Origin of the sequence: Nocardioides eburneus, assembly GCF_040838215.1 — a bacterium.
Classification (GTDB): domain Bacteria; phylum Actinomycetota; class Actinomycetes; order Propionibacteriales; family Nocardioidaceae; genus Nocardioides; species Nocardioides eburneus.
In genome coordinates this window covers 22,109-35,285 of the sequence record NZ_JBFPJR010000035.1, presented here as the reverse complement: position 1 = coordinate 35,285, position 13,177 = coordinate 22,109, and the positions used below count along the sequence as shown (strand labels likewise).

Here is a 13,177-nt window from a genome sequence, read left to right as displayed (position 1 = left end):
GCGTCTCCTACCTCCAGCCGGCGGAGACCCGGCCGGGCCTGATCGAGGCGATCGCGACGACGCCGGGCGTGGTGCCCTACTTCGACCTGTCCTTCCAGCACGCGTCCCACGCCGTCCTGCGCCGGATGAAGCGGTTCGGCGACCCGGACAGCTTCCTCGCGCTCCTGGAGTCGGTGCGGTCCTTTGCGCCGGACGCCGGCGTACGGTCGAACGTCATCGTCGGGTTCCCCGGCGAGTCCGAGGAGGATCTGGAGATCCTCTGCGACTTCCTGGTCGCCGCCAGGCTCGACGTCACCGGGGTGTTCGGCTACTCCGACGAGGACGGCACCGAGGCCGCCGGGTTCGAGGCGTCGCTCAAGCTCGACGAGGACGAGATCAGGGCCCGGGTCGAGCACGTCCAGGCGCTCGCCGAGGAGCTGACCGGCCAGCGCGCGGAGGAGCGGATCGGCGAGACGGTCCAGATCCTGGTCGAGGAGGCCGGCGACGACGGATCGTCGTGGCTGGGTCGCGCCGCCCATCAGGGTCCCGAGGTCGACGGCACGACCACCCTCGAGGGCCGGGTGGACGGCGTACGCCGCGGCGATCTCGTCCGCGCCACGGTGGTGGCGACGGACGGTGTCGACCTGGTCGCTAGGGTCGACGCGTGAGTGAGCCCGCGAGCCCGTCCGCCCCGCGCCCGGCCGAACATTCCGGCCGCAGGGTCAGCAACTGGAACGTCCCGAACGTGCTCACCACGCTGCGGATCGTGCTCGTCCCGTTCTTCGGCTGGGCCCTGCTCGTGCACAGCGGCGAGGACGCCACCTGGCGGCTCGTCGCGTGGGCGATCTTCTTCGTCGCCATGGTCACGGACAAGATCGACGGCGACCTGGCGCGCAAGCACAACCTGATCACCGACTTCGGCAAGATCGCGGACCCGATCGCCGACAAGGCGATCACCGGCATGGCGTTCATCGCGCTCTCCGTGATCGGCGAGGTCTGGTGGTGGGTGACGATCCTCGTGCTCGTGCGCGAGTGGAGCATCACCTTCGTGCGGCTCCTGGTCGCCTCGAAGGTCGTGATCGCCGCCGACACGCTCGGCAAGTGGAAGACCTTCATCCAGGGGATCGCGCTCGGCGGTCTCGTGCTCCCCTTGCGCGACTCGGACGCGGCGTCGTGGTGGCACACCCCCGGCGACGTCCTGCACTGGGCGTTCGAGATCTGCCTCGCGGTCGCCGTCATCCTGACCGTCTGGTCCGGCCTGCAGTTCTTCTGGGGCATCTGGACGCAGCGCGCCCGCCTGCGTCGGCGCTGACGCCCGGGGCGGCGCCCGTCACCCAGCGTTCACCGCCGAGGTCCTATCCGGGGCGCCGTGCGGACGCTACGTTCAGTCGGTCAGCCGACTGGACCCAAAGGAACCTCCCGTGCCATACCTGCTCGCCGCAGCAGGGTCTCGGAGTCGCACCCGCCTCGTCGCGGGCATCTCGGGACTCGCGCTCACCGCCACGCCCTTCGCCGTCCTCGCCACGGCACCACCCGCGCACGCCGCCCCGGACGGCAGCGGCCTCGTCATCAGCGAGGTGTACGGCGCCGGCGGGAACGCGGGCGCCGTGTACGACGCCGACTTCGTCGAGCTCGTGAATCCGACGGACGCCTCGATCCCGCTCGCGGGGCTCGCGATCCACTACCGCTCGGCGGCCGGTGGGTCGGGCGGTTCGCCGTACGCCCTCTCGGGCTCCGTCCCCGCCCACGCCCACTGGCTGATCCAGATGGGCGCCGCGGGGAGCACGGGCGCCGCGCTGCCGACCCCGGACGCGGTCGCGTCGCCGGCCTTCAGCATGGCGGCCGCGGGCGGCCAGGTCGCCCTGCAGCAGGGCACGAGCATCATCGCGACCTCCGGTGATGTCACCGGCACGCCCGGTCTGGTCGACTTCTTCGGGGGCAAGGGCGCTGCCAGCTTCGAGGGCTCGCCGGCGTCCGCGAACGCCACGGCGACGCAGTCGCTCAACCGCAGCGTCGCAGGGACCGACACCGACGACAACGGCGCCGACTTCAGCCTCGCCGCGCCGAGCCCGGAGAACTCCGGGACCGATGGCGGCGGCGGTGATGGCGGTGATGGCGGTCAACCGCCGACGAACGTCGCGATCAGCGACATCCAGGGCGCCACCGACACCTCACCGCTCGTCGGCCGGACGGTGACGACGCAGGGCGTCGTCACGGCGGACTACGCCACCGGCGGGTTCAACGGGTTCTACCTCGAGGACCCGACGGGCAGCCCGACCGACGGCAGGTCGGACGCGATCTTCGTCTACGGCCCGAGCGCCGCCGCCGGGGTCGAGATCGGCGAGAGCGTGACCGTGACCGGCAAGGTCAGCGAATACCAGGGCACGACCGAGCTCACGCCCACCTCCGGCGGCGTCAGCGAACTGCCGACCTCACTCGGCTCGGTGGCGACCCTCCAGGTGCCCTGGACCGACCTCGACACCGACGCCGAGAAGGAGGCGCATGAGGGCGAGCTGGTCGAGCCCTCCGGCGACTTCACCGTCTCGGACAACTACGACGCCAACTATTACGGCTCCTTCGTGCTGGCCTCGGGCGACCACGCCCTGCGGACACCCACGGAGTACGCCGATGCCCAGGACCCCGACGCGATCGCCGCGGTCGAGGCCGACAACGCTGCCCGGCAGGTCACTCTCGACGACGGCGCCTCGACCAACTTCAACTCGGCGGCCAACAGGTCGAAGCCGCTGCCGTGGCTCACGTCTGACAACCCGGTGCGGATCGGCTCGAAGGTGACCTTCCACCAGCCGTTCGTGCTGGAATACCGGTACGACGCCTGGAACCTCCAGCCCACCGAACCGGTCACCGACGACGGTCACGCGGTCGCGACGTTCTCGGACACGCGCGCGGACAACGTCGCGCCGCGGCAGGTCGGCGGCGACGTACGACTCGCGACGTTCAACGTCCTCAACTACTTCCCGACGACGGGTGAGGAGTACGTCGCCAGCGGACTCGGCACCTGCACCTACTACGACGACCGGTCCGGCACTCCGATCAGCGACAACGTCTGCCAGGGGCCGAACGGCGAACCCGGCCCACGCGGCGCCGCGACCGCGGAGAGCCTCCAGCGCCAGCAGGTGAAGATCGTCAAGGCGATCAACTCCCTGGGTGCCAGCATCGTCAGCCTCGAGGAGTTGGAGAACTCGGTGTGGTTCGGCAAGGACCGTGACTTCGCCATCAAGACGCTCGTCGCCGCCCTCAACGAGCAGGCGGGCGCCGGCACCTGGGCCTACGCGCCCTCACCGAACGCCGCCGACCTGCCGCCGCTGGACCAGCAGGACGTCATCCGGACCGGCTTCATCTACAAGCCCGCCGATGTCGCGCTGGTCGGCACGTCGCACGTGCTGGCCGACCAGTCCGGTGACGGCGGCGCCTTCCAGGAAGCCCGGGAGCCGCTCGCGCAGGCGTTCACGCCGGTCGGCGGCGCGGCCGACGACACGTTCGTGGTCATCGTCAACCACTTCAAGTCCAAGGGCTCCGGCGACGACGACGGCACCGGTCAGGGACTGTCCAACCAGGCGCGGATCGCGCAGGCCCACGCACTCCTCGACTTCGCCTCGGCCCAGGAGAAGGTCGCCGGCACCGACAAGGTCTTCTTCACCGGCGACTTCAACGCCTACTCGAAGGAGGACCCGGTCCAGGTCATCGAGGACGGTGGCTACCACGAGCTCAACGGTGAGCTGAACCACGGGGAGGCGACCTACTCCTTCGATGGCATGGACGGCTCGCTGGACCACGTCTTCGCCAACGATGCCGCCAAAGCGTGGGTGACCGGCGTCGACGTGTGGCAGATCAACGCCCAGGAGCAGGTCGGCTTCGAATACAGCCGCTACAACGACAACGCGACGATCCTCTACCAGGACAACGTCTTCCGGGCCTCCGACCACAACCCCGAGATCGTCGGCCTCGACGTGCCGCAGAAGCCGACGGCGCCTGCCTGGGACGCGACGACGGTCTACACCGCCGGCGATCAGGTCACCGACGACGGCTCCCTGTGGACCGCCTCCTGGTGGACGCGGAACCAGAAGCCGGGCGACCCGAACGGTCCGTGGCAGGAGATCGTCACCGCGCCTGACGGCACCGCGGTCTGGACCCCGACCCGGATCTTCCACGCGGGCGATGTGGCGGTCTATCACGGCACGAGCTACCAGGCCATGTGGTACACCCGCAACCAGAAGCCGGGCGACCCCTACGGCCCCTGGAAGCCGCTCGCGTGAGGAGTCGACGCAGATGGTCGGCCGAGTCGGCGCACATGTACGCCGACTCGGCCGCGCGGCGACTAGAGTCGCAGCCATGCCCGAGCTCGCCTCCCGCGTCCACCTGCTGCTCCGTGCCGGGGGCCACACGGTGGCGACCGCCGAGTCGCTCACCGGCGGCCGGCTGGCGGCACTGCTGACCGACACGCCCGGGGCGTCGCAGACGTTCCTCGGCGGCGTGGTCACCTACGCCACCGAGCTGAAGCGGTCGCTGCTCGATGTCCCCCAGGAGGTCATCGACTCCGTCGGCGTCGTCTCAGCGGAGTGCGCCGAGGCGATGGCCAGCGGCATCAAGGCGATCGCCGGTGCGACGTACGGCCTCTCGACGACGGGCGTCGCCGGCCCGGAGCCGCAGGAGGGGAAGCCCGTGGGCACGGTGTACGTCGGCATCGCCGGGCCCGGGCTGGTGACGTCGGTGCGGTTGCAGTTCTCCGGTGAGCGCGGGGAGATCCAGGACGCCACCTGCGAGGGGGCGCTCGCCGAGCTCGAGGGCGTGCTGAGGCGGGAAGAACCAGCCGTCGGGTAGCGTTGGGCCTACGGCGACGCGGGGAGACCTCGCGGACGACCAGGGATCCGACCGAGGCGACATCGGAGACGAGGAGGCTGACCGCATGGTGCTGTTCCGTCGACTGCTCGGCGATGTGCTGCGTGCCCAGCGGATGGAGCGCGGGATGACGCTGCGCGAGGTCTCCGCGGAGGCTCGGGTGAGCCTCGGCTACATCTCCGAGATCGAGCGCGGGCAGAAGGAGGCCTCCTCCGAGCTGCTGGCCTCGTTGTGCACGGCGCTCGAGGTGCCGCTCTCCGACGTCCTGCGCGAGGTGTCGGACGCGGTGGCGCTCGAAGAGGCCGCCTCCCTGCCGACCCCGATCCCGGTGCGCGCCGCCGGCGCGGTCGTCGCCTCCGCCGCCTGATCCTCAGCGCTGGCAGTTCTCGCAGAGGTACGCCGGCCGCTCCTGCCCCGGTGGGCCGACGCGGAGCACCGTGACCGTGCTGCCGCACCGTCGACATGCCCGCCGGCCGTAGACCCACAGGCGTCCCGACAGCGACCAGTCGGCCGACATGAGCTCACGGGTCCGGCGGAGCATCCGCGGGAGATCGGGGGCCTCACGGACGGTGCGGAGCGGATGGACCCCGGCGAGGAAGCACGTCTCGGCGGCATAGATCGTCCCGATCCCGGCGAGGTTGCGCTGGTCACGGAGCGCGTCGAAGAGCGGGCGGTCAGGCTGGGAGCCGAGGCGACGGAGCGCTTCGTCCTCGTCCCAGTCGCGCCCGAGGAGATCGGGACCGAGGTGGGCGAGGATCTCCCGCTCGCGGTCGCGCCGCACGAGCTCGACCGTGCCGAGCAGGAATCCGACCGCCTCCGTCGTGGGGGTGCGCAGCACGACGCGAGCCTGATGGCCGGGCTTCGGCCAGCGCCGGCCTGATGGCATCACCCGCCAACTGCCCTCCATCGTGAGATGGGTGTGGAGGGTCCAGGCGCCCGTCTCGTGGTCGATCCGGGTGAGCAGGTGCTTGCCGCGCGGGACCGTCGCGACCACCGTCCCGCCGGCGAGGTCCACGGTCGCGAGCGCAGGCACCCGGAAGTCGGAGCGCAGCAGGTCCTGGCCGGAGAGGCCCCGGTCGAGCTGTCGCGCCGTGCGTCGGACGGCGTCGCCCTCAGGCATGGTCGGACCTCAGCCGAAGGCCCTTCGGCGTCGCCACGAAGCCGGCAAGCTGCAGGGCTTGTCGCAGGGGGGTCTCGCCCGCGCCCAGGAGCGCCGCGCCGTCGGCCTTCTCGACGGTGAGGCGACCGAGGGCGCCGGCGCGCACGGCGTCGGCGAGCGCCTGCGCCGCGGGTTCGAGGAGATCCGGCTCCTCCGACCAGGTGAGCAGCGTGCGGCCGCCGCGCTCGACGTAGAGCGTGAGCTCGCCGTCCACGATGACCACGATGGCCCCCGCCTTGCGTCCGGGACGGTGGCCGTCGGTCGTGTCGGGCCAGGGGAGGGCGGCGCCGTACGGGTTCGCCGGGTCGGTGGCGGCGAGCGCCACGGCTGTCGCCTTCTGCTCCTCGTCGACCGCGCTGAAGGTGCGGAGCCGGTCGACCGCGCCGGCCGTTCCGAACTGCGCGGCTCCGAGGCCCTCCACGAAGTAGCCCCGTCGGCAGCGTCCGGTCTCCTCGAAGGCGGCGAGGATCTTGTAGATGGCGGCGAACCCGCCGGGTGTGCGCTCGCTCGCGACGGCGCCTCGGGTCACGACTCCGTGGCGATCGAGCAGGCGCTCGACGGCGGCCGTCGCACGCCGCGTCGGATCGCCGTCGGGGGTCGGGAGCAGCGTCCAGCGACCTGTCGTCTCGGGTGGACCGCCGCGGGCGGGCATCCTCGGGCGCGTGCCGAGGCGAGCCCGGGGCGGGGGCCGTCGGCTGCGGTGGGTGGGCGTGCCGGAGCGGGTGAGCGCCCGCAGCGGCATCAGGGTGTCGTTGCCGACGCGGCCGGCCCAGACGAGCTCCCAGAGCGCGGCACTCAGCGCGGCGTCGTCGGGCGACGGGCCCTCGCCGCGGGCAGGCCCGACCGCCTCCGCGAGCTGGCGGAAGAACCACGCGCCACCGGGTGCCAGCGCCTCGAGGACGCGCTCGGCGAGCTCGGAGTGGGGACCCTGGCCGGGCTCGGGAAGGGTCAGGTCCGCGCTGTCCGCGGTGTGGAGGGAGACCCAGCCGTCGCTTCCCGGCAGTGGGGCGTGGCCCGCCCACAGCACCTCTCCCGACGCGGTCAGCTCGTCGAGGAACGCCGGCTCGTAGTCGACGACGCGGGCCGGCAGCACCAGGGACTCGAGCGCGCTCGCGGGCAGTGGGCAGCCCGCGAGCTGGTCGACGACGGTCAGGACACCGTCCACGCCGCGCACCCCGCCGCGGCGTCGGCCGACCTTCTGCCAGGGCGGCAGGAAGCGCCCGAGCGCGGCCGGCTGCACGGGCTCGATCTCCTTGCGGAGCCGCGCGAGCGAGCGCCGCCGCAACGTGCGCAGGACGTCGGCGTCGCACCACTCCTGACCGGCGCCCTGCGGCCGGAACTCACCGTCGAGCACCCGGCCGCGGGCGGAGAGCCGATCGAGCGCGTGGCGTACGACGGCAGGCCCGACGCCCCACCGCCGGGCGGCCTCCTCCACGGTGAACGGTCCGTGCGTGCGCGCGTAGCGCGCCACCAGGTCACCGATCGGGTCGTCCACCGGCTCGGTGAAGACGGAGGGGGTGCCGGGCGGGACCGGGACGCCGAGGCCGTCACGCAGCCGCGCGACGTCCTCGATGACGGCCCACCGATCCTCGCCGCCGACCCGCACGGACACGAGCCGCCGTGCCTCGGCCAGCTCCTCGAGCCAGCCGCCGACGTCGGCGCCGGGGACCGTCCGCGCAGCGACCTCGTCGGTGGAGAGCGGCCCGACCGTCCGGACCAGGTCGGCGACGCCCTCCGGGCCACGTGCCCGTCGGGTGGTGGCCGTGCGCTGGAGCTCGGCCTCGACCTCGGCGAGGACCGCGGGGTCGAGCAGCTCGCGCAGCTCCGCCCGCCCGAGCAGCTCGGCGAGCAGACCCTGGTCCAGGGTGAGCGCCGCGGCGCGGCGCTCGGCGATGGGGGAGTCGCCTTCATACATGAACTGGGCGACGTAGCCGAAGAGCAGGCTGCGCGCATAGGGCGACGGCGCGGTGGTGGCGACGTCGACCACCTGGACCTCACGCCGCTGGAGTCGCTGCAGCAGCGTGGTGAGCGCGGGGAGGTCGTAGACGTCGCGGAGGCATTCGCGGACCGCCTCGAGGACGATCGGGAAGCTCGGGAACTGCGCCGCGACCTGGAGGAGGGCGGCGGAGCGCTGGCGCTGCTGCCACAGCGGGCTGCGCCGTCCCGGGTCGCGGCGCGGCAGCAGCAGGGCGCGGGCGGCGCACTCGCGGAACCGGCTGGCGAAGAGCGCGGACCCGCCGACCTCCGTGGTCACCAGGTCGGCGATCTCCTCCGGCTCGAAGACGATCACCTCGCCGCCGGGCGGCTCCGCCTCGGTGTCGGGGATCCGCACCACGATGCCGTCGTCGGAGGCGACCGCCTGCCCGTCCACGCCGTACCTCTCCCGGAGCCGGGCGTTGATCGCCAGCGCCCAGGGCGCGTGGACCGGGGTGCCGTAGGGGGAGTGGACGACGAGCCGCCAGTCGCCGAGCTCGTCGCGGAAGCGCTCGACCACGATGCTCACGTCGCTCGGCAGGACGCGGGTGGCGTCGACCTGCTCGCGCAGATAGCCGACCAGGTTGGCGGCGGCCCACGCGTCGAGCCCGGCCTCGCGCGCGCGGGCCTCGGCGCGGGCGCGTGGCAGCCCGGCGAGCTCGCGGGTGTAGGCGCCCACCGCCTCGCCGAGCTCGGCGGGGCGTCCGAGGCTGTCGCCCTTCCAGAACGGCAGGCGGCCGGGGACTCCCGGGGCCGGCGAGACGAGCACGCGGTCGTGGGTGATGTCCTCGATCCGCCAGCTGGTGGCACCCAGAGCGAACACGTCACCGACCCGGGACTCGTAGACCATCTCCTCGTCGAGCTCTCCGACCCGCCGGCCGGTGCCCTCCCCGACGAGGTAGACGCCGAAGAGGCCCCGGTCGGGGATCGTCCCGCCGCTGGTGACGGCCAGGCGCTGGGCGCCCGGTCGGCCCGTCAGCATGCCGGTCACGCGGTCCCACACGATGCGCGGGCGCAGCTCGGCGAACTCGTCGCTGGGGTAGCGGCCGGCGAGCAGGTCGAGGGTCGCCTCGAAGGCGCTGCGGGGGAGAGCGGTATAGGGCGCCGCGCGTCGCACCAGGGCGTAGAGGTCGTCGACGTGCCAGGCATCGATCGCCGTGGCGGCCACGACCTGCTGCGCGAGGACGTCGAGCGGGTTGGCCGGGAGGTGGAGCGACTCGATCTGGCCCGCGCGCATGCGCTGGACCGCCACGGCGGTCTGCGCCAGGTCACCACGATGCTTGGGGAAGAGGACGCCGCGAGAGACCTCGCCGACCTGGTGGCCGGCACGCCCGACGCGCTGGAGGGCGCTCGCGACGCTCGGCGGGCTCTCGATCTGGACGACGAGGTCGACCGCACCCATGTCGATGCCGAGCTCGAGGCTGCTCGTCGCGACGACGGCCGGCAGGCGGCCGGCCTTGAGGTCGTCCTCGATGAGCGCACGCTGCTCCTTGGAGACCGACCCGTGGTGGGCCTTCGCGATCACGAGCGGTGCGCCGTAGGTCTGGCCGGACTCGGCCATGAGCTGAGCCGGCGGCCGCGTGGGCGTGCTCTGGTCGGACGCCGGCGTCTGCCAGACGCGGTCCGCGGCGATCTCGTTGAGGCGCGCGGTGAGGCGCTCGGCGAGGCGGCGGGAGTTGGCGAAGACGATGGTCGACCGGTGAGCGGTGATGAGATCGGCGACCCGCTCCTCGACATGAGGCCAGATCGAGGAGTGCCGCTCCGGCTCGCCCGACTCCTCGTCGTACTCGCCGGGCTCGCTCATGTCCTCGACGGGGACGACGACCTCGAGGTCCCACTCCTTCGCCGCGGGCGGCGCCACGATCTCGACGGGGGCAATGCCGCCGAGGAAGCGGGCCACCTCCTCGAGCGGACGCACCGTCGCGGACAGCCCGATGCGCTGCGCCGGCCGCTCGAGCAGCTCGTCGAGCCGCTCGAGCGTCAGCGCGAGGTGAGCGCCGCGCTTGGTGCCGGCGACGGCATGGATCTCGTCGACGATGACGGTCTCGACCCCGCGCAGCGACTCCCGCGCCTGGCTGGTCAGCATGAGGAAGAGCGACTCCGGCGTCGTGATGAGGACGTCGGGCGGCGTCGTCGTCAACCGGCGTCGCTCCGCCGCGGGCGTGTCACCGGAGCGGACGCCGACGCGCAGCTCGGGCACCTCCGCTCCGAGCCGCTCCGCGGTCTGGCGGATCCCCGTCAGCGGCGCCCGCAGGTTGCGCTCGACGTCGACCCCGAGCGCCTTGAGGGGACTGACGTAGAGCACCCGGCAGCGGCGGGCCTTCTCCGGCACCGGCTCGCTCATCAGTCGGTCGATCGACCAGAGGAAGGCACTGAGCGTCTTCCCGGAACCGGTCGGCGCCACCACCAGCGCATGCCGCCCGGCTCCGATCGCCTCCCAGGCACCTGCCTGCGCCGGGGTGGGCGCCGCGAACGCCGCGGCGAACCACGCCCGGGTGGGCGGGCTGAAGCGGCGCAGCGCGTCGGAGGCGGAAGGATCGCTCACCCGGCCATCTTGGCACCCGGCACCGACACTCCCGCCGGCTCAGTCCCGCGAGCGCTCCGCCTCCGCCAGGGTGAGCGCGGCACGCACGAGCGCGAGATGGCTGAACGCCTGCGGGAAGTTCCCGACCATGCGCTGACCGACCGGGTCGTACTCCTCCGAGAGCAGCCCGACGTCGTTGCACAGCCCGACCAGCCGGTCGAACAGCGCCCGGGCGTCATCGAGGCGCCCGGCGAGCGCATAGGCGTCCACCAACCAGAACGAGCAGGCCAGGAAGGGGTGCTCGGCCCCCGACAGCCCGTCAACGCCGCTCGAGGTGCGGTAGCGCAGCAGCAGGCCACCGTGGAGCAGGTCCTTCTCGACCGCCTCGATGGTCCCGAGCATGCGCGGATCGTCACCCGCGATGAACCCGACGGTGGGCAGGAGCAGGAGGGAGGCGTCGACCTCGTCGGTGTCGTAGTGCTGGACGAACGAGTTCCGTTCCTGGTGGAACCCCTTCTCGAGGACCTCCTCGCGGATGCGGTCACGGATCGCCCGCCACTCCTCGACGGGACCCTCGAGGCCGAACTCCTCGATCGCCGCGACCGCGCGGTCGAACGCGACCCACTCCATGACGAGCGAGTGCACGAAGTGACGGGGCTCGCCGCGGATCTCCCACAGACCGTTGTCGGGCTCCTGCCAGTGCTGGGCGCGCTCGCTCACCAGCGCCACCTGGAGACGCCAGGCGTCCGGGTCGACATGGCCCGTCGTACGCCGCTGGAGGGCCAGGGCGTCCATGACCTCACCGAGGACGTCGTGCTGCTGCTGGTCGACGGCGCCGTTGCCGACCCGGACGGGCTGCGAGCCGGCGTATCCCGGGAGCTCGGGCAACTCATACTCGGTCAGCCGGCGGGCGCCGTCGACGGCGTACATGATCTGGAGGTCCTCCGGGTCGCCGGCCACCGCCCGCAGCAGCCAGCCGCGCCACAGGTCCGCCTCGTCGGCGTACCCCGCGCGCAGGAGCGAGGAGAGGGTGAGGGCGGCGTCGCGCAGCCAGCAGTAGCGGTAGTCCCAGTTCCGCTCGCCGCCGAAGTCCTCAGGCAGCGACGTGGTGGGTGCCGCCACGATGCCGCCGGTGTCGCAGTCGGTCATCAGCCGCAAGGTGAGGAGCGAGCGCTTGACGGCCTCCGGCTGGGGTACGTCGGCCGGACAGCGCGCCGCCCACGCCTCCTCCTCGGCGACCGTCTCGGCGAGCCGCTCGGTCGCGTGCTCGAGGTCGTCGATCTCCTGGTGGGAGGGCAGCCAGGTGAGGGTGAACGTGAGCTCGTCGCCGGCGGACAGCTCGATCTCGTCCTCGTGCACGTGGTCGGTCGCGTGCGGCAGCCGGTGACCGCGCAGGACGAGCCGGTCCGGTCCGGCGATGGCGGAGATGACCTCCTCCTCGTCGTCGCCGATCCGGCGTCGCCGCACCCAGGGCTTGATCCGTCCGTAGTCGGGCCGCACGCGCCAGGCGTGCCGGACGCGGACACGACCCCGGTCACACCGCAGGACGCGTACGACGTCGGCGCGGCCGTCGTGGGTCGGCATGACGTCGGTGAGGCGGACGGTGCCGTGCGCGGTCGTGAACGTGGTCTCCAGCGCACACGAGTCCCCGACGTAGCGGCGAGTCACGTCATAGTCGCCGACCGGCTCCAGCTGCCAGTGGCCGTTCTCCTCGTCGCCGAGCAGGGCCGCCAGGCAGGCGGGGGAGTCGAAGCGCGGGAGGCAGAGCCAGTCGATGGAGCCGTTCGTCCCGACGAGCGCAGCCGTGCGCCGGTCGCCGATGAGGGCATAGTCCTCGATGGGCAGGGCGTGGGTGGACATCGGCTCAGACCGCCCCGGGCTTCTGCATCAGCCCGCCATCGGCCATGACCGTGGTGGCGGTGACGTACTTCGCCGCGTCCGACGCTGCCCAGCAGACGACGGTCGCGATCTCGGCCGGCTCGGCCTCGTAGCCGAGCGGGATCGCAGCGCGCAGCGCCGCCTGGGCGGCCGCGTCGTCGTCGGCGTTGATCGGCGTGAGGATGGCGCCGGGACCGACCCCCACGACGCGGATGCGGTCCGGACCCAGCTCGACGCCCGCCGTACGCGTGAGCATGCGCATGCCGCCCTTCGACACGCAGTAGGCCAGATCGGAGGGCATCGGCCAGTCCTCGTGGGTGGAGGTGATGTTGACGATGACCCCGCCGTCGCCCTGCGCGCGCATCTGCGCGGCCGCGACCTGGGTGCCGAAGACGGCGCCCTTGAGGTTGATGCCCATCAGGCGGTCGTACTTCTCCTCGTCGAGGTCGGTCAGCGTCTGGCCGACCTCGATCCCGGCGTTGTTGACCCACACGTCGAGGCGGCCGAAGGCGGCGACGGCGGCGTCGACGATCTTCTGCAGGTCGGCCACCTTCGCGACGTCGGCCTGGACGGCGTGGCACCGTCCGCCGCGCGACTCGATGTCGGCCACGACTCCCTCGGTCGCCGCCGGATCGACCACCCAGTCGATGACGACGGCGGCGCCCTGCGCCGCGGCCTCCTTGGCGATCGCCTCGCCGATCCCCGAGTTCGCGCCGGTGACGGCGACGACCTTTCCGTCGAGCGGTCCGCTCACGTCTGCCCCTTTGCTGTTGACGTTCCCTCCTGGCAGTCTGCCGGGCGTCCCC

The 13,177-nt window shown here is 72.6% G+C and carries 8 protein-coding genes and 1 pseudogene; 5 read left to right on the top strand and 4 right to left on the bottom strand.

The genetic code is table 11. From position 1 onward, the window contains the following. The 5 genes and pseudogenes from AB3X52_RS16400 to AB3X52_RS16380 form a co-directional block, all read left to right on the top strand. A pseudogene (locus tag AB3X52_RS16400) lies at positions 1 to 647 on the top strand (30S ribosomal protein S12 methylthiotransferase RimO); the annotation flags it as partial. After that, positions 644 to 1,291: a CDP-diacylglycerol--glycerol-3-phosphate 3-phosphatidyltransferase gene (gene pgsA, locus AB3X52_RS16395; protein ID WP_367995170.1), complete on the top strand. Its 648-nt coding sequence runs from the start codon at positions 644 to 646 to the stop codon at positions 1,289 to 1,291. The pseudogene AB3X52_RS16400 and the gene pgsA, both read left to right, overlap by 4 nt. 109 nt (positions 1,292 to 1,400) lie before the next feature. Next, on the top strand, positions 1,401 to 4,253 hold the full coding sequence (locus tag AB3X52_RS16390) for an ExeM/NucH family extracellular endonuclease (protein WP_367995169.1): 2,853 nt from the start codon (positions 1,401 to 1,403) through the stop codon (positions 4,251 to 4,253). A 76-nt stretch (positions 4,254 to 4,329) separates the two neighbouring features. After that, a complete protein-coding gene (locus AB3X52_RS16385; protein ID WP_367995168.1) occupies positions 4,330 to 4,818 on the top strand; it encodes a CinA family protein in 489 nt (162 codons plus the stop codon). A gap of 85 nt (positions 4,819 to 4,903) precedes the next feature. Beyond that, entirely contained in the window at positions 4,904 to 5,203 is a 300-nt protein-coding gene (locus tag AB3X52_RS16380; RefSeq protein ID WP_367995167.1) for a helix-turn-helix domain-containing protein, read from the top strand. Positions 5,204 to 5,206: 3 nt separating this feature from the next. Here the strand turns inward: AB3X52_RS16380 and AB3X52_RS16375 are convergent, their stop codons facing one another. From AB3X52_RS16375 to AB3X52_RS16360, 4 genes are read right to left on the bottom strand one after another with little or no spacing between them, the layout of a single operon-like run. Continuing rightward, positions 5,207 to 5,956 carry a DNA-formamidopyrimidine glycosylase family protein gene (locus AB3X52_RS16375; RefSeq protein WP_367995166.1) on the bottom strand — a complete coding sequence of 250 codons (750 nt, stop codon included), beginning with the start codon at positions 5,954 to 5,956 and terminating at the stop codon, positions 5,207 to 5,209. After that, a complete protein-coding gene (locus tag AB3X52_RS16370; protein ID WP_367995165.1) occupies positions 5,949 to 10,514 on the bottom strand; it encodes an ATP-dependent helicase in 4,566 nt (1,521 codons plus the stop codon). Before AB3X52_RS16370 ends, AB3X52_RS16375 begins: the two co-directional genes overlap by 8 nt. Positions 10,515 to 10,553: 39 nt before the next feature. After that, positions 10,554 to 12,353, bottom strand: a complete 1,800-nt coding sequence (locus AB3X52_RS16365; protein ID WP_367995164.1) for a glycoside hydrolase family 15 protein — start codon at positions 12,351 to 12,353, stop codon at positions 10,554 to 10,556. Between the two features lie 4 nt (positions 12,354 to 12,357). Further along, positions 12,358 to 13,125 carry an SDR family NAD(P)-dependent oxidoreductase gene (locus AB3X52_RS16360; protein ID WP_367995163.1) on the bottom strand — a complete coding sequence of 256 codons (768 nt, stop codon included), beginning with the start codon at positions 13,123 to 13,125 and terminating at the stop codon, positions 12,358 to 12,360. Positions 13,126 to 13,177: the final 52 nt, after the last annotated feature.